The organism is Psychrobacter sp. Sarcosine-3u-12, assembly GCF_002836005.1.
In the GTDB taxonomy this organism is placed as follows: Bacteria; Pseudomonadota; Gammaproteobacteria; order Pseudomonadales; family Moraxellaceae; genus Psychrobacter; species Psychrobacter okhotskensis.
Genome location: NZ_PJBY01000109.1, coordinates 170,404 through 186,735, shown reverse-complemented (window position 1 = coordinate 186,735; position 16,332 = coordinate 170,404). Strand labels below are relative to the sequence as shown.

The 16,332-nt window shown below is 42.8% G+C and carries 16 protein-coding genes and 1 tRNA gene; 7 read left to right on the top strand and 10 right to left on the bottom strand.

What is annotated here, in order from left to right:
• Nucleotides 1-21: 21 nt before the first annotated feature.
• From glyS to CXF65_RS12660, 3 genes are all read right to left on the bottom strand, one after another.
• Nucleotides 22-2,115: a glycine--tRNA ligase subunit beta gene (gene glyS / locus CXF65_RS12670; protein WP_101212326.1), complete on the bottom strand. Its 2,094-nt coding sequence runs from the start codon at nucleotides 2,113-2,115 to the stop codon at nucleotides 22-24.
• A 9-nt stretch (nucleotides 2,116-2,124) separates the two neighbouring features.
• Entirely contained in the window at nucleotides 2,125-3,111 is a 987-nt protein-coding gene (gene glyQ / locus CXF65_RS12665) for a glycine--tRNA ligase subunit alpha (protein WP_025652383.1), read from the bottom strand.
• Between the two features lie 539 nt (nucleotides 3,112-3,650).
• Complete coding sequence (locus tag CXF65_RS12660) at nucleotides 3,651-3,863, bottom strand: PspC domain-containing protein (protein ID WP_101212324.1); 213 nt, start codon at nucleotides 3,861-3,863, stop codon at nucleotides 3,651-3,653.
• A 569-nt stretch (nucleotides 3,864-4,432) separates the two neighbouring features.
• Here CXF65_RS12660 and nadR point away from each other — a divergent pair.
• The 3 genes from nadR (at nucleotide 4,433) to CXF65_RS12645 (ending at nucleotide 6,955) form a co-directional block, all read left to right on the top strand.
• Complete coding sequence (gene nadR / locus CXF65_RS12655; RefSeq protein WP_101212322.1) at nucleotides 4,433-5,479, top strand: multifunctional transcriptional regulator/nicotinamide-nucleotide adenylyltransferase/ribosylnicotinamide kinase NadR; 1,047 nt, start codon at nucleotides 4,433-4,435, stop codon at nucleotides 5,477-5,479.
• A 120-nt stretch (nucleotides 5,480-5,599) separates the two neighbouring features.
• Nucleotides 5,600-6,352 carry a nicotinamide riboside transporter PnuC gene (gene pnuC / locus CXF65_RS12650; protein WP_101212320.1) on the top strand — a complete coding sequence of 251 codons (753 nt, stop codon included), beginning with the start codon at nucleotides 5,600-5,602 and terminating at the stop codon, nucleotides 6,350-6,352.
• A 162-nt stretch (nucleotides 6,353-6,514) separates the two neighbouring features.
• Nucleotides 6,515-6,955, top strand: coding sequence for a DUF962 domain-containing protein (locus tag CXF65_RS12645; RefSeq protein WP_101212319.1), 441 nt, complete (start codon nucleotides 6,515-6,517; stop codon nucleotides 6,953-6,955).
• 158 nt (nucleotides 6,956-7,113) lie between these two features.
• Here CXF65_RS12645 and CXF65_RS12640 read toward each other — a convergent pair whose 3' ends face one another.
• The 3 genes from CXF65_RS12640 to CXF65_RS12630 all read right to left on the bottom strand — a co-directional run bounded on the left by CXF65_RS12640 (nucleotide 7,114) and on the right by CXF65_RS12630 (nucleotide 9,773).
• The gene (locus CXF65_RS12640; protein WP_101212317.1) at nucleotides 7,114-7,722 is read right to left on the bottom strand and encodes a nitroreductase family protein; all 609 of its coding nucleotides are present in this window, start codon (nucleotides 7,720-7,722) and stop codon (nucleotides 7,114-7,116) included.
• A gap of 226 nt (nucleotides 7,723-7,948) precedes the next feature.
• A complete protein-coding gene (locus tag CXF65_RS12635; RefSeq protein WP_101212315.1) occupies nucleotides 7,949-8,884 on the bottom strand; it encodes a pirin family protein in 936 nt (311 codons plus the stop codon).
• A 181-nt stretch (nucleotides 8,885-9,065) separates the two neighbouring features.
• Complete coding sequence (locus CXF65_RS12630; RefSeq protein WP_101212313.1) at nucleotides 9,066-9,773, bottom strand: pirin family protein; 708 nt, start codon at nucleotides 9,771-9,773, stop codon at nucleotides 9,066-9,068.
• A 301-nt stretch (nucleotides 9,774-10,074) separates the two neighbouring features.
• On the opposite strand from CXF65_RS12630, the gene CXF65_RS12625 reads away from it, so the two are divergent.
• Nucleotides 10,075-10,401 (top strand): GNAT family N-acetyltransferase, encoded by a 327-nt coding sequence (locus tag CXF65_RS12625; RefSeq protein WP_025652375.1) that lies wholly within the window; start codon nucleotides 10,075-10,077, stop codon nucleotides 10,399-10,401.
• A gap of 224 nt (nucleotides 10,402-10,625) precedes the next feature.
• Here CXF65_RS12625 and CXF65_RS12620 read toward each other — a convergent pair whose 3' ends face one another.
• From CXF65_RS12620 to CXF65_RS12610, 3 genes are read right to left on the bottom strand one after another with little or no spacing between them, the layout of a single operon-like run.
• The gene (locus CXF65_RS12620) at nucleotides 10,626-11,378 is read right to left on the bottom strand and encodes a YoaK family protein (protein WP_201565488.1); all 753 of its coding nucleotides are present in this window, start codon (nucleotides 11,376-11,378) and stop codon (nucleotides 10,626-10,628) included.
• Nucleotides 11,371-11,925, bottom strand: a complete 555-nt coding sequence (locus CXF65_RS12615; protein WP_101212309.1) for an NADPH-dependent FMN reductase — start codon at nucleotides 11,923-11,925, stop codon at nucleotides 11,371-11,373. Before CXF65_RS12615 ends, CXF65_RS12620 begins: the two co-directional genes overlap by 8 nt.
• Nucleotides 11,926-11,957: 32 nt before the next feature.
• The gene (locus tag CXF65_RS12610) at nucleotides 11,958-12,356 is read right to left on the bottom strand and encodes a DoxX family protein (RefSeq protein WP_101212307.1); all 399 of its coding nucleotides are present in this window, start codon (nucleotides 12,354-12,356) and stop codon (nucleotides 11,958-11,960) included.
• Nucleotides 12,357-12,491: 135 nt separating this feature from the next.
• Here CXF65_RS12610 and CXF65_RS12605 point away from each other — a divergent pair, with 135 nt between their 5' ends.
• The 3 genes from CXF65_RS12605 (at nucleotide 12,492) to CXF65_RS12595 (ending at nucleotide 15,473) form a co-directional block, all read left to right on the top strand.
• Nucleotides 12,492-13,397, top strand: coding sequence for a LysR family transcriptional regulator (locus tag CXF65_RS12605; protein ID WP_101212305.1), 906 nt, complete (start codon nucleotides 12,492-12,494; stop codon nucleotides 13,395-13,397).
• 151 nt (nucleotides 13,398-13,548) lie between these two features.
• Nucleotides 13,549-14,670, top strand: a complete 1,122-nt coding sequence (locus CXF65_RS12600) for a hypothetical protein (RefSeq protein WP_101212303.1) — start codon at nucleotides 13,549-13,551, stop codon at nucleotides 14,668-14,670.
• The gene (locus CXF65_RS12595) at nucleotides 14,670-15,473 is read left to right on the top strand and encodes an SDR family NAD(P)-dependent oxidoreductase (protein WP_101212301.1); all 804 of its coding nucleotides are present in this window, start codon (nucleotides 14,670-14,672) and stop codon (nucleotides 15,471-15,473) included. Before CXF65_RS12600 ends, CXF65_RS12595 begins: the two co-directional genes overlap by 1 nt.
• 205 nt (nucleotides 15,474-15,678) lie before the next feature.
• Here CXF65_RS12595 and CXF65_RS12590 read toward each other — a convergent pair.
• A tRNA-Gly gene (locus tag CXF65_RS12590) sits at nucleotides 15,679-15,753 on the bottom strand.
• Nucleotides 15,754-16,332: the final 579 nt, after the last annotated feature.

Here is a 16,332-nt window from a genome sequence, read left to right as displayed (position 1 = left end):
GATACTCAGATTGTCTTCAAACTATAGCTGCAGCTCACTAATATCAGCGACGGTTAGGAACAATGCACGAACTTGCTTAAGCAATGCCAAGCGATTGTTCTTTAGCGCCGCATCTTCACTATTGACCATGACATCAGCAAAGAACTGCGTCAACGGCTCATCTAGACTAACAAGCGTTTGCAATACTTGCGTATAGTCAGCCTGCTCCAGCATTGGCGTGACTGCCGTTTGTGCTTGCAGCACACTCGTGTACAAAGCTTGCTCGGCAGGCTCGGACAATAACGCTTCATCAACATTGTCGGCGACACTTACTTCTGATTTGGCTAAAATATTGGCGACACGTTTGTTTGAATCAGCCAACATCGACGCTTGTGGTAATGCGCTAAACGCTTGTACCGCCCGAATACGCTGATCAAAATCAAGCGGCATATGCGGATTAATCGCTTGCACTGCCTGAATGGTATCGACACTAACGCCTTGCTCGGTATACATCGCCCGATAACGCGAATTTAGAAACGCCATGACTTGGGTAAAGGTATCGCCCATCTTGGCAATCTTGCTGCCATCGCTCGTGCTATAACCTTTAATCGCCTGCTCAACGAGCGCTACCAAATTAATCGGTAACTGCTTTTCAATCAAAATACGCAAGATACCAATCGCTGAGCGACGTAAGCTAAACGGATCTTTTGAGCCCGTCGGTGCTTGGTCAATCGCAAAAATACCAACGAGCGTATCTAAACGGTCGGCTAGTGCTAAGCAAATACCAATTGGCGTCTGTGGTAATACATCACCACTGAACTTGGGCAGATATTGCTCTTCTAAACTTGCGGCGACCGCTTCATGCTCATCATTCAAACGCGCATAATAGGTACCGGCGATACCTTGCAATTCGGGATATTCCCCAACCAATGAGCTTGCCAAATCGGCTTTGGACAAAATGCCCGCACGTACCGTTTCATCGATATCAATCTGCTGACCCTGCTGTTGCATCAAGGCGGCAATAAAGGCGGCAAGCTTAGCAATACGCTCAGACTTCTCCCAAATCGTACCTAGCTTGTCTTGGAATACACGAGTTTTTAGACTTTCTGTCAGCGCAAATAGTGGCTGCTTTTGATCTTGTAAGAAGAAAAATTCTGCATCGGCCAAGCGTGGACGCACGACTTTCTCATTACCTTCAATAATTTGATTGGGGTCTTTTGACTCGATATTAGTAATAAAAATAAAGTACGGTTGTAGTTTGCCTGTTTTATCCGTTAAGCAAAAATACTTTTGATCCGCTTGCATGGTCGAGATAAGCGCTTCTTGCGGTACTTGTAAAAAGCGTGCTTCAAAGCTTGCTCGTAAGGCAATCGGAAAATCAACCAAGGCAGTCACTTCATCTAACAAGTCTTGCGGCACAATAGCATCAGAATTGACTTCATCAGCCAAGGCTTTGACTTGGTTTTTGATGAGCATTTGACGCTTATCAAAATCAGCAACTACTTTTAAACCACTTAGTAATTCTTCATAGTCATTGGCATGACCAATATCGTGATAATCAGGACTGTGGAAGCGATGACCACGGGTTTGCGTGCCGGTCTGATGCCCTTGGATGGTCGCATCAATGACAGTGCTATCCTGCATCAATACCGCCCATTGTACGGGACGCACGAATTCATTGCGGCTTGCGCCTGAACGCATACGCTTAGCAATGGGTAGATTATCCAGCGCCGTCTGAAAAATGGATGGCAGCAATTCAGTCGTTGCTTGACCCTGAATGGTTTGCTCATAACCGACATAATCACCTTTATCGGTGTTGATTGTTATCAGCTCACTGGCCTCAATACCCAAGCCTTTAGCAAAACCCATCGCCGCACGCGTTGGATTGCCATCAGCATCAAATGCGGCTTTAATCGCTGGACCACGTTTTTGCTCGCTACGATCCGGTTGCTTGTCGCTGATACCCTCAATTTGAAGCGCCAAACGACGCGGCGCGGCAAAGGCTTTAATATTATCGAAGCCAATTTCAGCTTCATTTAACTGCTCGGTGATACTGGCTTGTAGCGCATCACGTAAAGGTTTCAGGCTTTTTGGAGGTAGCTCTTCACACCCCAGTTCAAATAGAATAGTACTCATGGGATGCTCCTATTTATTAGTAGTTTGGTTGTTGTCAGTAGCTTGATTGTTTTCTGCACTTTCAGTTGCAGCGTCTTCTTTTGGCAAATACTTATCGAGCGCCGCTTGACGATGCGCCTCATCGGCTAATGGGAAGCCCAGCTTGGCACGCGCTTCCACATAACCAATGGCAACTTTACGCGCCAATGTACGTACACGTAAGATAAAGCGCTGACGTTCGGTCACCGAAATTGCACCGCGTGCATCCAGTAAATTAAAAGCATGTGATGCTTTTAATACCATTTCATAGGCAGGTAATGGCAACCCTTCAGCAACCAATTTATCTGCTTGCTGCTCATAAAAGTCAAACATCTGACCCATCATTGGCACATCAGCGTGCTCAAAGTTATAGGTAGACTGTTCCACTTCATTTTGATGAAAAACATCGCCATAAGTCACACGACCAAATTCACCATCTGCCCAAACCAAATCGTAAACGCTATCAACGCCTTGCACATACATCGCCAAGCGTTCAAGACCATAAGTGATTTCGCCAGTCACTGGGAAACACTCAATGCCGCCCACTTGCTGAAAGTAGGTAAACTGGGTCACTTCCATACCGTTAAGCCAAATCTCCCAACCAAGTCCCCACGCACCTAGCGTAGGCGACTCCCAGTTGTCCTCGACAAAACGCACATCATGTACCAACGGATCGATACCAATGGCTCTTAGTGAGTCCAAATATAGCTCTTGAATATTAGGTGGATTCGGCTTGAGCACTACTTGAAATTGATAATAATGCTGCAAGCGATTTGGATTGTCACCATAGCGCCCATCCGTAGGACGGCGAGATGGCTGTACATAGGCAGCATTCCAACGCTCAGGACCTAAGGAGCGCAAAAACGTCGCAGTGTGAAAAGTACCCGCACCGACTTCCATATCATAAGGCTGTAATATTACACAGCCCTTGTCGGCCCAATAATTCTGTAGGGTTAGGATTAAATCTTGAAAAGTCATCGGTTGAGAGTTTTTCGCTTCAGTTGTCATAGTTTGAGTTGTCATAGTTTGGGGCATCGTCATAAAGCCACTGTGGAGTTTGTATTATGAAATAAAATATTGATAGTACTCGTATAGCCTATTCGGCAACGACTCTATTCGCCTGCTCACCTTACTAAAAAATAACTATTTTATCCATATTTACATTAACTAAATTTATCAGGCAACTGAAGAAACAACCTAGAAATATTGCATCTAGTCAAAATATACTAAAAACGCGACAGTATTGCTGATATATCGATATTACTTTTCACTCACTATATTTGCTCATCGAGCAATAAAAACATCACTAACGAGGTGATGAAGCCAACCTCAAATGGCAAAAAAATACCCAAATGCGTGAACATTTGGGCAGGAGGAAAAGTATGTCTTTGGTATCCTGATTGGTCAGGCTTTTTGTTTTTAATGGGCTCTAGCTTTGATATTAACCTTTTTGTTCTTAACGCTATTACTGATTACATTTACATTGATGATTTTACGATTGCTTTGTTAAAGACCTATTACTGGTACGACTCGCTAGAGGCTTTTGGCATAATTATCCATAGGATAATGTATATCAAAATACCGGGTACAGCTGCACTCAATGAAGAAACAATGACGAATAACAACCTGACCCAAGTAGGTGACCAGCCGACATATTCTGCAATGCCGCCCATCACACCGGCTATCATGCGATTATTCTGTGAGCGATGTAATTTTGCTAACTTAGCCAAATCAAATACCTCTCTGATATAGTTTATCTTTTACTTATTTTTAGTTTCATATGAGAACTTATTGTTAAAAAAACTTATTTTTTTAAAAACACTTATTCTCAAAAATGCTTAGCGTTCTCAACTTATGAATAATTATAGCAATGTTTAAATTTTTATCTGTTGAGTATGTAGACGTACTTTGTGAGTTTATGCTACTTAAACTTGCCCTAATCTGTCATTAGGCCTCGTAAACCCCTGATTTTAAATAGATATTTCAAAATGTTTCAGAGTGAGGTTTATTTCTATAACCTTACGGCTTTACTACAGCGACTCTAACCTTTTGATATTCCAATCAATTATGACATATTGTAAACATAACCATAAAAGCAGAAAAACATTAAATCATGCAGGATAAATTTGGTAGATTTGTGGTATTTTTCTAAGCATAAAACGGCTGTTTACAATAACCTACCTGTAACTATGTTCAAACCTTTATACCATGCTGATAAATTAATAAAGCCGCATCAGACCCATATTAGATAAGCAGTAAAATATAACAAAATCAAAATAAGACATATATAAGGACAGCTATGTACGAGACGGGTTTAATGATTGGGCATTTTGAGCCTCTACACTTGGGGCAGATGCGCAGTATATTGGAAGCAGCAGGACAAGCGAAGACCTTGCATATCGTCATCATGGCGCATCCATCACCGCATCCAGACTTTACCATTACCTTACAGGACAAAGCGCGTTGGCTACAGATGGCCTGCGCTGACTTAGCATTTATTCATATTCATACCACTGATCAAATTGAGCTACCACTGCACGAGCATTTCGCTGATGTTCATATTGATGTCGCTGTTAGTAATGCCAAGTTGCAACGTTTGGCAGAGGCATTAGCACTACCGGAAAAGACGGTATTATTCGTGGCGGATAACCATCCATTGGCGCAAAGCGGCATCCAAGAGCAACTGCAGATGCAAGTAGTCACTACCTCATTACAGCTTGAGTTTGACTCTTTTGCTATCGCTCGTAATCCTGTGGCGTACTGGTCAGCGCTGCATCCACAAGCACGTGGCGATTATACCAAGACCGTTGCTATCGTTGGTGGCGAAAGCTCAGGAAAGACCACACTGGTGCATAAGTTGGCCAATTATTATGGTGCTAGCTTTGCGCTTGAGATGGGTCGATTGTATGTCGGCACGGACTTAGGCGGCAGCGAGATTGGGCTACAGTATAGCGATTATGGCCCTATTGCCCTCAACCATGCGCAGGCAATACGAGAAGCAGCGGCTGAGGCCACGGCCCCTGTCACCATCGTCGATACCGACTTTGTGACTACTCAAGCATTTTGTGAAGAGTACGAAGGTCGCCGCCATCCTTTTGTCGCTGCCTGTATCGATGAGTTTCGTTTAGATCATACGATTATGCTAGATAATAATACGCCGTGGGTGGACGATGGCATGCGCTCATTAGGCACGCCTGAGGCGCGTGGACGCTTTGAGCAGCGCCTCGTCGATATTTTTGCCCGTCATGATATTAAGCCGTACATGGTTGATCAGCCTGATTACGATGCGCGCTACCAGCAAGCATTGCTATATATCGATCAGCATATTTATGGTAAAAAACCATAGAGTAATAAAATATACCCAAAATTCATGAATTTATAATAACATTGCGGCTGTTAGGGCGTGCCCTAGCGTCTTTTATCAGCACCTTGTTGATAGCCATATTTATTTTAGGAAAAAACAGTTATGCGCATTCAGCTATTAGACAATATTACTGGGAAATGGGCGCTACAATGGATCATAACGTGGTTTATTTGCGGTGTTATTGCCTTATCAGCAGGGTTTTGGCTCACTACCGAACATCGCACCCTTGATTGGTTTTATTTGGCGGTTTCATTTATCGGTTTGATCTGTGTGGTATCGCTGTCGTTCCGAAAAAACGTCATGGGCAATGGTTTTGGTATGGGCGCAACCGCTGGCGAAGTCGTAGTACAAGCGACTTCGGGGGCAGTCGGCCTAATGTTAGCACCATTATTTAACTTCTTTACCCATGTATACGGTATCTTTTATTGGTCAAAGCACACTGACCCTGATGGCGACATGATCCCAAAATCTGCTAGCAAAGCGGTTTGGTTAATTACCGCCGCATTTATTGTTATCGGTTTGGTACTCTTCCCCACCGTCAATGATTTGCTGGCGAATTATGGCTATGCCGTGGTAGAGGATGATAACAGTCTATTCTTAGGCTTTATCTCCTTCTTTTGGATTAATGTCATTGCTTTTGTATTGTCTATTACTGCACAAGCCGCAATGATTCTGCGTTATTCTTTTAGCTGGTGGCTATGGATTATCGTTAATTTTGTCTGGCTCATCGTAAACCTAATGTCAGGCAATTATATCTTTGCCATTCAAACCATCATCTACCAAGTGAACTCTTTCGTGGGTCTTTATGAATGGTATCGCAGCGAACAACAACTAGCAGCGAGCAACAACTATTAGCATAAAATGGACTATCTTCCACTCGATAATATAAGCAGTTTGACTGCGCGGTTTACCAGATAATATGGTAGATTACACAAATTAGTGCTACAACTGGTAGTTGTCAGTAGATTCATTCATTGAGCTACTACCAGTCATTCATTTACTAACACGGAGGTTAGTATGTCTCGCACTCATCAAAAGAAGATGTCTAAACGTACCCTTGAGCAATGGCTCAGTGAGTATGCTGTCAGTCATCAAAACCTAGTGAACAAAAAAATCCATTGGCTCTGTGTCCCCACTATTTTTGTCAGCCTGTTAGGAATGGGCATGTCATTATCAGTTTGGTTTACTTTGGTGCTTAGCGCCTTAGTACTACTGTTTTATATGCAACTCTCGACACCATTATTTTTGGCCATGAGCATGTTTATTCTCATCTGTCTTTCTGTGATGACGTTATTCCCTTTAGGCTTTAAAATTTGGGCAGCTATCTTTATCGTTGCATGGATTGGGCAGTTTATCGGTCATAAAATCGAAGGCAAAAAACCCTCATTTTTTGAAGATTTACAGTTTTTATTAATTGGTCCAGCGTGGGTCGCCAACAGCCTGATGCGACGTAAATAGTCATTCACTGCAAGTATAAGTAGCAGCTCATTAGTAGTTATCAATCATTTGCACGACGATTAATTGATAATCTTCAAACAGAAAAAGCGCCGCTCAACGGATGGTTGGGCGGCGCTTTTTTATTCTTATTTATCTACATTTTAGCTAAATACAATGGCTTAACCAAATACTTTCATACGCGCTTCAACAGGCATGAATTCTTTGTCGCCTGCTGACTGCTCGATACCACCGAATACCATTTGTGCCGTTAGATCCCAATGGTCGTCAATACTCCAAGTGCTAGAAACTTTGTTATCGATGACTGGATTATAATGCTGTAAGTTCGCACCAACATTGATGCTAGCAAGCGCTGTCCATATCACATACTGATGCATGGCATTGGTATGCTCTGCCCATACAGGGAATTTGTCAGCATATAATGGCGCTGCTTCTTGTAAGTTTCTTACCACGGTCTGATCTTCAAAGAACAGAATCGTACCTGCGCCTGCTCTAAAGCCACCGATTTTTTGCTTGGTTGGGGTAAACTTCTCATCGTCACCAACGATATCACGTAGAGCAGCTTCGGTTATATCCCAAAGTTTTTGATGATCGTCACCGAACAACACAACGATACGCGTTGATTGTGAGTTAAATGATGAGGGCGTATGTAAAATAGCATGCTCAACCAATTTAACCACTTCTTCTTTTTCGACTGGTAATTGATCGTTTAACGCATAGATAGAACGACGCTTTTCAGCAAGTTCATGTAATTTCTGTAAATCTGACATAGTCATTCTCCATGATATTTATATAAATTGATTGAGACCAATAGGATAAAGGTTAGATGGGTGTGATTACTTACTAACATTGTCGCATTCACATTAACGAGCGCTAGTGAACAATCATACCCCAATCCAATCTGCTTTATTATAAGAAACAACGGATTAAATCCCTATTCCTTTTTTGTAAAAAAAATTAATAGTTGTCAATATTAAATAAGTTTTATTACATAATTCAACCTTTAAAACCTTCTGGTAGTTCTGGTGCCGGTAGACGTTTCATATCAGAATCGACATTACCGAAGCGTTCATGACCATTGTTCCAGTCGATGATCGATTGTTCAATTTCCGCTTTATTGTCGGCAACAAAGTTCCACCACAGTAGTACTTGGTTATTCAATGGTTCACCACCGATGAACATCACCCGAGTGCCTTTTTTCGCAACCAGTCTGATGCTTTTGTTATTAACAACATCAGTATCGTGGAAGCGGAATAGCTCATCTTGCCCGCAAATCTCGCCCTCAGACTCAATCTCGCCTTCTAAGACTAAGATACCGTATTCAAAGTCTGGCTCTAAGTTGAGCGTCACGTCACCATCTTGCGTGAAGTTGACGTCGATACCGATCAATTTTGAATACTGTATGGTAGGCGCTTCATAGTGCTTGCCAGTTACGCTAGTATAACTACCCGTGGTGAGAATCATATCAACATTATCTTCGCTCCACATTGGCAGCTCTGGATAATGATGGAAGTTGCGCTCGATTTGCTGATCTGTCGGTAGCGCAATCCACAACTGTACCATGCTGATGCCACGGGCGGCATCTGCTGAGCCACCAGTGTCAGGAAACACGCTCTGCTCGGTGTGGCTGATACCTTGATTGAGACCTGTACCTGCGGTCATGACATTGACTTGGTTTTTGGAGATGACTTGCTCGTTACCCAAGCTGTCTTTATGTAAAACCTCGCCCTCAATCATCCAACTAAAGGTCTGCAAATTGGTATGCGGATGTCTGCCGACTTGCATGCCTGACTCGTCTTCACCAAATTCAGCAGGGCCAGCATGATCCAAAAAGCACCAAGCACCGATAGGCTTTTTGCCTCTGTTCGGCAATAAGCCTATCGGTATACCACCGACATCAGCAATGCGTGGTTCAAACTTTTTAATTGTCATGAGTCACCTCTTATTATGTGATAGGGGATGCATTTGTCTCTCAGTTCTGACTATTAGATGTTCGCTGCTAGCATCTGGCTTTTAGACTTTATTAACAGATAGCTACCGACTCCGATAACTATCTTGTTAGTTTTTTTTAGCTAGACTCAGGGCGACCTGAAACCACCTAAGTTGCCTAAAATTACATAGGTACTTCCATCAATAGGACTTTAGCGTCATCGATGACGTCCATTGTGAAGTTCTTAGTATCCCAGATACCGAGACCATCACGAGTATTCAAAGTGTTGTCATTTACGACGACTTTACCGCTAATGACAAAGATATAAACGCCATTGTTTGGGTCTTTTAGCTCATAAGTCTGCGTCACGTTTTTATCAAAGTCACCCATGCTGAACCAAGCATTCTGATGAATCCAGACACCCGCATCGTCAGCATTTGGTGATAGCACTTGATTAAACTCATTAGGCTGCATGATTTCATCCATGCGTACTTGCTGATAACGAGGCTCAACATTCATTTTGTTTGGGATAACCCAAATTTGTAAGAATTTTACGTCTTCTTTGTCATCGCCATTCATCTCACTATGAGTGATACCAGTACCGGCCGACATCACTTGGATTTCACCTGTTTCAATGATGCCATTGTTGCCGATGTTGTCACCATGACCAAGCTTGCCAGACAATGGAATACTGATAATTTCCATATCGCGGTGTGAGTGTTTGCCAAAGCCTTGACCACCGATAACGAAGTCATCGTTAATCACACGCAAGGCACCAAAGCCCATACGTTCTGGATTGTGATAGTTAGCGAAGCTAAAGGTGTGACGGCTTTTTAACCAACCGTGGTTAGCGTCGCCACGAGAATCTGCTGCATGATAGATAGTTTTCATAAGTTATCCTTGGTTATCAATAGGTTTATAAATTTATTATTAGTGAATGTATTTAAACAATGGAGCTATTATAATTGTTGTCTAAGGATAGATAAACCAAGATAATCGCAAATGACTATTCTAATTCAGAGAACAATAAAGCGGTTTAGATAAGGTAATATAATCATAACAGAGACAGTATTTTTAACTGTTACTATGATTGAGATCGACTCAGAAACGTTAGGGTCTGTTGAATAGTGATAATCAAAAACATTAATAAAGCACTAAAAAAGTAAGCGTTACTATACAAAGGAGTTTAAGTATGTCAACCAAGCAACCATTGGATTATGAAGTGGTCGATAACACTGAACAACAACGTTTTGAAATTGACGTGGATGGTCATATCGCCTTTGAAGACTATGAGTTTTTTACTACCAGTCAAGGCGAAAAAGGCATTGATTATAAACATACTGAAGTGCCAGAAGCGCTTGGCGGACGTGGTATTGCAGGCTATTTAGTCAAGACTATCCTAGACGATGCCGCGGCTAAGCACCTACGAGTCAAACCAACTTGCCCTTATGTAAAAGCTTATATTGATAAACATCCAGAGTACCAAGACAACTCTGTGTTCCATAACGCAACGCCTTAAGTGTTTACTATGCTGAAATCCATATATAGTTAAAATATCTTAAAAGCGCGACGGTATTGCTGATATATCGATATTGCTTTTCACTGACTATAACTTAAAAACAAAAAACGCCCTATCTGCTAGATAAGGCGTTTTTTGTTTTTACAGTTTCAATACTGCTAGCACGGTATAGGCTTCAAAATAGTTAGTCCAACAGCGATCGACTGTGAATAGCGTAAAAACACTTAACCAATATGACTTAAAAAGTCTTTATCACGTGCCATAACCGATAAATATAATACGGGTAGCACGAACAAGCCAACGGCCCAAAAGCTCAACTTGAGATATAACAGCGCGCCCACTAGCGCCCCCAGCAAAAAGCTCAATACCAACGCTGAGCTATTCACCAGTTTTTTGGCATTGTCAGGCGTTCGATTACGCAAATAATCCGTCAGATTGATACCAAGCTGTGTGGTGTTGCCGGTCATCAATACCGTCGGACTCATATGTTTGATCACCGTTTTACTGGCTGTATTGCGAATGGCCAAAGCAATCAAGCCTAAACCGCCAGTCATGGCAACCGTGATATCACCAGCATCTGTAAAAGGCTGGAAATATAGACCGGCTACCATAAATGCAGTTAAGAAAAGCGCCTCTGCCAAAAACAAATGGCTCAACATCAACTGTGGTTTATGACTTTTATCGATAAATACCTTGGTTACCATCACCGTCAAAATAAACAACGGTAAAGCTGCAAGCTTGATCCAAAGCCCGTCTTCACCGTTGACCAATCCACTACCAGCCATCACCAAGTTACCCGTGACATGGGCCGTAAAAAAGCCGAATAAAGTGATAAAACCAATCGTATCAATAGCACCGCCAACCAGCGTTAATAAGACAGGCGCTTGATAACGCTGCCAAAAACTTAACGGTGCTGGTTGATTATTGCCGTGCGCGCTACGCTTAGATGCGCTGCTGTCAGGTACTGAATTAGACACCGCTGTTTTCTGCAAATTTGGCCAGCTCACTAGCAAATTTTTGCAAAAACTTCTGCGTGCGCTCACTGCTGACACCACTTTCATCAAGGCTGTCAGTAGCATGACTCAAGTAAACTTCAGGGCTAATCATCATTTTTGCGGATAGCATCTGCATACTCTTGCGCACATCAAGGCCACTACTTCTACCACCATAAGTACCTGGAGAAGCCGTGACCACAGCGACTTTTTTGTCAGTCCAGACGCTACTACCATACGGACGTGAACCGATATCTATCACATTTTTCAGCGCTGCTGGCATCGTACGGTTGTGCTCGGGTGTCACCATCAACACGGCATCAGCATCTTTAATTTGCTGACGCACCCGCTCATAGCTTTCAATCGTTGTGCCATCATAGTCTTGATTATAAAGGGGCAAGTCTGCAATATTGACTTCATTTACCGTGACACTTTCTGGTAACTGCGACACAATATATTCTGCAAACTTGCGGTTAATCGACTCTTCTCGCAAACTACCGATGACTAAGGCAATGGTCGTTGCTGCGCTCATAGCGACTCCTTTTTGTGATGAAATTTCAATGACTATACTGAGGTTTTGCGAGTATGGCTATTATCAATTGAATAAGCCCCCGGACCATGAGCAAATATCATTAGGAAACCACCAGCCATCGCAATGTTTTTCATGAATGGGTTCATTTGTGACTCATCCAACCAAAATTGGTGGAACATAAACGCCGATAAAATACTGAAACCTGCAACTAAGACAGCAAACAGACGAGCTTTGAAGCCGATTAGAATAGCGATACCACCTAGCAATTCAAGCGCAATGACTAGCGGTAATAGCATACCAGGCACACCCATCGAATCCATATAACCTTGCGTCGCTGCATAACCTGAGATTTTGCCAAAGCCTGAAAAGATAAAAATCATCGATAAAAATAGGCGACCAATTGGTGCGCTAAGATTCTGTAAATTGTTCATAGGTACTCTCCAGTAAAGTGTTTGTTAGTGTTTGACTAAGTAATAGCGCCATTGTATATATTGACTGAACCTAGATAAACAGCAATAATCACAAATATGAGTTCTGATTTTGATAACAATTGTGAGGCATCAATAATGGGACAGCTAGAGGATATGGCGATGTTTGTACGCATCGTCGAAGCAGGTAGTATCACTAAAGCTGCAGAACAGCTAAACATTGCCAAGTCTGCCGTCAGCCGTCGTTTAAAGGATTTGGAAACACGTTTGGGTAGCCAATTAATCAGCCGAACCACGCGCCAATCCAACTTAACGCAGGCTGGTGAGCAATATTATCAGCAAGTGAACAATATCTTGAGTGAGGTGGATGCGCTCAATGAGCAAACCAGTGGTGCCCCCACGCGTATTGAAGGTACGCTAAAAATGACCGCGCCCTTGTCATTTGGACTGATGCACTTAAATGATGTCATCGCAGAATACGCCGACCAGCATCCTAACCTGAACTTTGAATTAGACTTTTCTGATCGACACGTTGACTTGATTGAAGAAGGATATGAGTTGGCCATTCGTATTAGGGAGCTACAAGACTCCAGTTATCAAGCAAAGCGTATGGCGCTGATTCGTTATGCACTCTGCGCCAGCCCTGAGTATTTAGAAAAGATGGGTATGCCTGAGACACTAGAAGAGCTACAAGAACATGAGTTTTTGCAGTATGGTCTTAGTAAAACCAGCAATCTCGAGCTGACTGATGCGACGGGGAAAAAACATAACCATACTATTAATGCCAAGATCAAAGCGACTAATGGTGAGTTCTTAGTTGATTTGGCGGTAAAAGGCCACGGCATCGTTTTTATCCCAACTTTTATCGCTTATAAAAGATTGGCCAAAGGTGAGCTAGTACCTATTCTCAAGCAATATAAATTACCCGCACTCCATGCCTATGCCGTTTACCCAAAGAACCGCTTTTTATCACAGCGCTGCCGCTATCTAATTGAATTTATTGCAGAACGTTTTGGTGATAACCCTTATTGGGATGAATTTTGATACGCTCAATAGAACTATTTAATATGCCTTATTAACCTACTTGATAAAACTTGGTAAACCTAGCAGTATTCTAAATACTGCTATCAAGAACAAAATAATGTTGCTACTATAATCTTCAGAAATCTATCCATCAGTCATAAGGAAATGCAACATGGATTTAACATCACTCGGCATGAAAGCCATTCAGGAATTTGATGATATTCGTCAAAGTCCATTACCACAAGAGCGCCTCAACATCGCCCGCAAGCAAGCACTGGCATTTAGAGAGCGCTTTATCGATGAGCCCTGCGTTCAGTTTTACCAAAGTGCGGACATGGTTAGAGTCCCCTATCCCACTTGGTACGCCTACAGTGGCGTCTATACGCAGAGCACTTATAAATTCCCCTACCTTCACATCCTCAATCGTCTGTTCATCGTGCAGTTCCGTAACTTTTTGGGCGAATTAAAGACCTTGCTATTTTCGCCATCTGACATCGATGCTGACCGTGAGACGCCTTTTTTTAAACGCCTAACGAATAAGATGCCGAATTGGTCACCGCTCGAAAACATGGTCGCCCCAATCACTCGTGACGTCACACAGGCACTAGCAGAAGTGGGTCTCGCCCCAGAAGATATTGACTACATCAGCTACGATCACTTGCATACTCAAGACGTCCGTCAATGGCTAGGCACGACGGCTGATACGACCGACCGACCCGCTTACTTTCCCAATGCCAAGCTATTGGTACACGAAAAAGAATGGCTTAGCGCCACAGCCCTACTGCCCGTGCAGGCGGAGTGGTATTGCCCTAATGGTATCGACGGCGTTGATCCTGCCAAAGTCATTAAGTTTACTGGCAGCATTCAGCTGGGCGAAGGCTTGGCGCTAGTGCATACTCCCGGTCATACCGAAGGCAACCATTCATTGGTCGCGCGCGTACCAGACGGCATACACGTGACTTCAGAAAACGGCGTCGGCGCAGACGCTTATGCACCTATGAACTCAAAGGTCAATGCTATCCGTGATTATGCTAAAAGCACTGGTATGGAAGTCATCTTAAACGGTAACACCTTAGAAGGCAGTAATGAGCAATATATCTCTATGGTCGTCGAAAAAACCATTGCGGGTCCGTCGAAGAACCCCGACTTTCCTAACTGTGCCTCAAGCAGTGAAGCAACTCCCTATTGGCTTATCCCCGGTCATAAAGTCAGCCATTTGATTGGTGAAGCCAAATTCGGCACCTTACAGACAGACGCTTTAAGAAGTAGCTCGTTACAGAAGGAAAGCGCTTAATGGGTTATTTTACGAATAAAACGGTCTATATCACTGGTGCCGCTTCAGGCATCGGCTTTGAGACCGCCAAGCAGCTAATCAAGCAAGGTTCAAATCTAGTATTGTTCGACGTACAGTCGCTTGATGAAGCGGTATCTGCTTTGCAAGCCATGAATAAAAACGATGCCTCGATTGCAACTTATAAGCTCGATGTTACCGATGCAGAGATGACTACCAAGCAAATGGCCACTGCCGCCGACATACTAGCGCCAGATATTTTGATGCATTTTGTGGGCATCACAGGTCCTTGGACGTTTGATGATATGAGCCAAGAGCAATTCGAGCGTGTCATGACTATCAATCTATTTGGCACGCGCAACGTCTTAGCTGCGATACGTCCGTTCTTATCACGTGGCAAGCAAGTGATGGTGACTGCCTCGATGGCATCGTTCACTGGCAGCTATGGTTACAGCTCTTACAGCGCCTCCAAATTTGCTATCTGGGGCATGATGCAGTCAATCAGCTTTGAATGGAAACCACTCGGTATCGACATCACCGTTTTTGCGCCGCCGCCGATAGACACACCACTCACGCAAGCCGAAGTCGGTGTCATGGCAGAAGCTGGCGTCGGTATGAAAAAGCTGGCAGGCGAGCTCAAAATTGAAGATGCGGTCAAATCCATGCTAAAAGGCGTAGAAAAACGGGAGTTCCTCGTGGTGCCAGGTGTCATGGCAAATTTAATTAGACTGCAGTTACGCTTTTTCCCCGTCAGTTGGGTCAATTGGATCGGCAATAAAACTGTAGCATGGTCTATGAAAAAGTAAGCAGTTTGAGGTTTGGATTCTAAAGATAAGCTGAGCGAATTGCTCGGCTTTTTTTATGAAAAAACAATCAGTAGTGCGTGATGTATCGATATTAGGGTCTGGAATAACTTTAGTGCTCAACATCTCCTAACAGCACTCTCAAATTTTACCCATAAAAAAAGCCTCACTGTGAAGTGAGGCTTTAGTGCTCTAAACGAGCCATATTTGGAGCGGGAAAAGAGATTCGAACTCTCGACCCCAACCTTGGCAAGGTTATGCTCTACCACTGAGCTATTCCCGCTTAATATCAAAGCGTAATGTTGCTAACAACTTGTTAACTACTACGTCTCGATAGGCTGGCTATTTTAGCAAATATTCTGTGTGTGTCAATCACTTTTTTCACATTTCTATCCAGTCTCAGCGTTTTTTGGTTGTATTTGTATGCACGCTTATCATAAACGTTTGATTTTACAATCAATCCAGCCATCAGAACTGTTAAAATTATTTAATAAAATAATAGCAAAATAACCACTATTTCTCTTTGTTTTTTTATCTGCCATGAATCTGACTATTAACAAGTCATTATCAACCCGCTGTTATATAGTCTTACGAAAAAAGATGAAAGGATGAAAAATGAATAAAAGTGACGTCATTCTTGTCGATACCTATTTCATTTGATCAATACCGCTTTATTACTGCCACTTACAATCATACGCTGTATTGTTACTTTTTCTGCCTTGGTTTTAGGTTGTTAACATTATTATACTTATGGCTTATTGTCATTCGGGTAAAATTTCACTGATCAAGTAGATTGGTAGACGGTAGTAAAACTTTAATAATAAACTGCCCTTCTATCCGCTCTGCTGTTACCGGACTACTC

Excerpts from the sequence above, each read along its gene's own strand:
- glyS (WP_101212326.1), bottom strand. The coding sequence starts at position 2,115 with ATGAGTACTATTCTATTTGAACTGGGGTGTGAAGAGCTACCTCCAAAA.
- glyQ (WP_025652383.1), bottom strand. The coding sequence starts at position 3,111 with ATGACTTTTCAAGATTTAATCCTAACCCTACAGAATTATTGGGCCGAC.
- nadR (WP_101212322.1), top strand. The coding sequence starts at position 4,433 with ATGTACGAGACGGGTTTAATGATTGGGCATTTTGAGCCTCTACACTTG.
- pnuC (WP_101212320.1), top strand. The coding sequence starts at position 5,600 with ATGCGCATTCAGCTATTAGACAATATTACTGGGAAATGGGCGCTACAA.
- CXF65_RS12645 (WP_101212319.1), top strand. The coding sequence starts at position 6,515 with ATGTCTCGCACTCATCAAAAGAAGATGTCTAAACGTACCCTTGAGCAA.
- CXF65_RS12640 (WP_101212317.1), bottom strand. The coding sequence starts at position 7,722 with ATGTCAGATTTACAGAAATTACATGAACTTGCTGAAAAGCGTCGTTCT.
- CXF65_RS12635 (WP_101212315.1), bottom strand. The coding sequence starts at position 8,884 with ATGACAATTAAAAAGTTTGAACCACGCATTGCTGATGTCGGTGGTATA.
- CXF65_RS12630 (WP_101212313.1), bottom strand. The coding sequence starts at position 9,773 with ATGAAAACTATCTATCATGCAGCAGATTCTCGTGGCGACGCTAACCAC.
- CXF65_RS12625 (WP_025652375.1), top strand. The coding sequence starts at position 10,075 with ATGTCAACCAAGCAACCATTGGATTATGAAGTGGTCGATAACACTGAA.
- CXF65_RS12615 (WP_101212309.1), bottom strand. The coding sequence starts at position 11,925 with ATGAGCGCAGCAACGACCATTGCCTTAGTCATCGGTAGTTTGCGAGAA.
- CXF65_RS12610 (WP_101212307.1), bottom strand. The coding sequence starts at position 12,356 with ATGAACAATTTACAGAATCTTAGCGCACCAATTGGTCGCCTATTTTTA.
- CXF65_RS12605 (WP_101212305.1), top strand. The coding sequence starts at position 12,492 with ATGGGACAGCTAGAGGATATGGCGATGTTTGTACGCATCGTCGAAGCA.
- CXF65_RS12600 (WP_101212303.1), top strand. The coding sequence starts at position 13,549 with ATGGATTTAACATCACTCGGCATGAAAGCCATTCAGGAATTTGATGAT.
- CXF65_RS12595 (WP_101212301.1), top strand. The coding sequence starts at position 14,670 with ATGGGTTATTTTACGAATAAAACGGTCTATATCACTGGTGCCGCTTCA.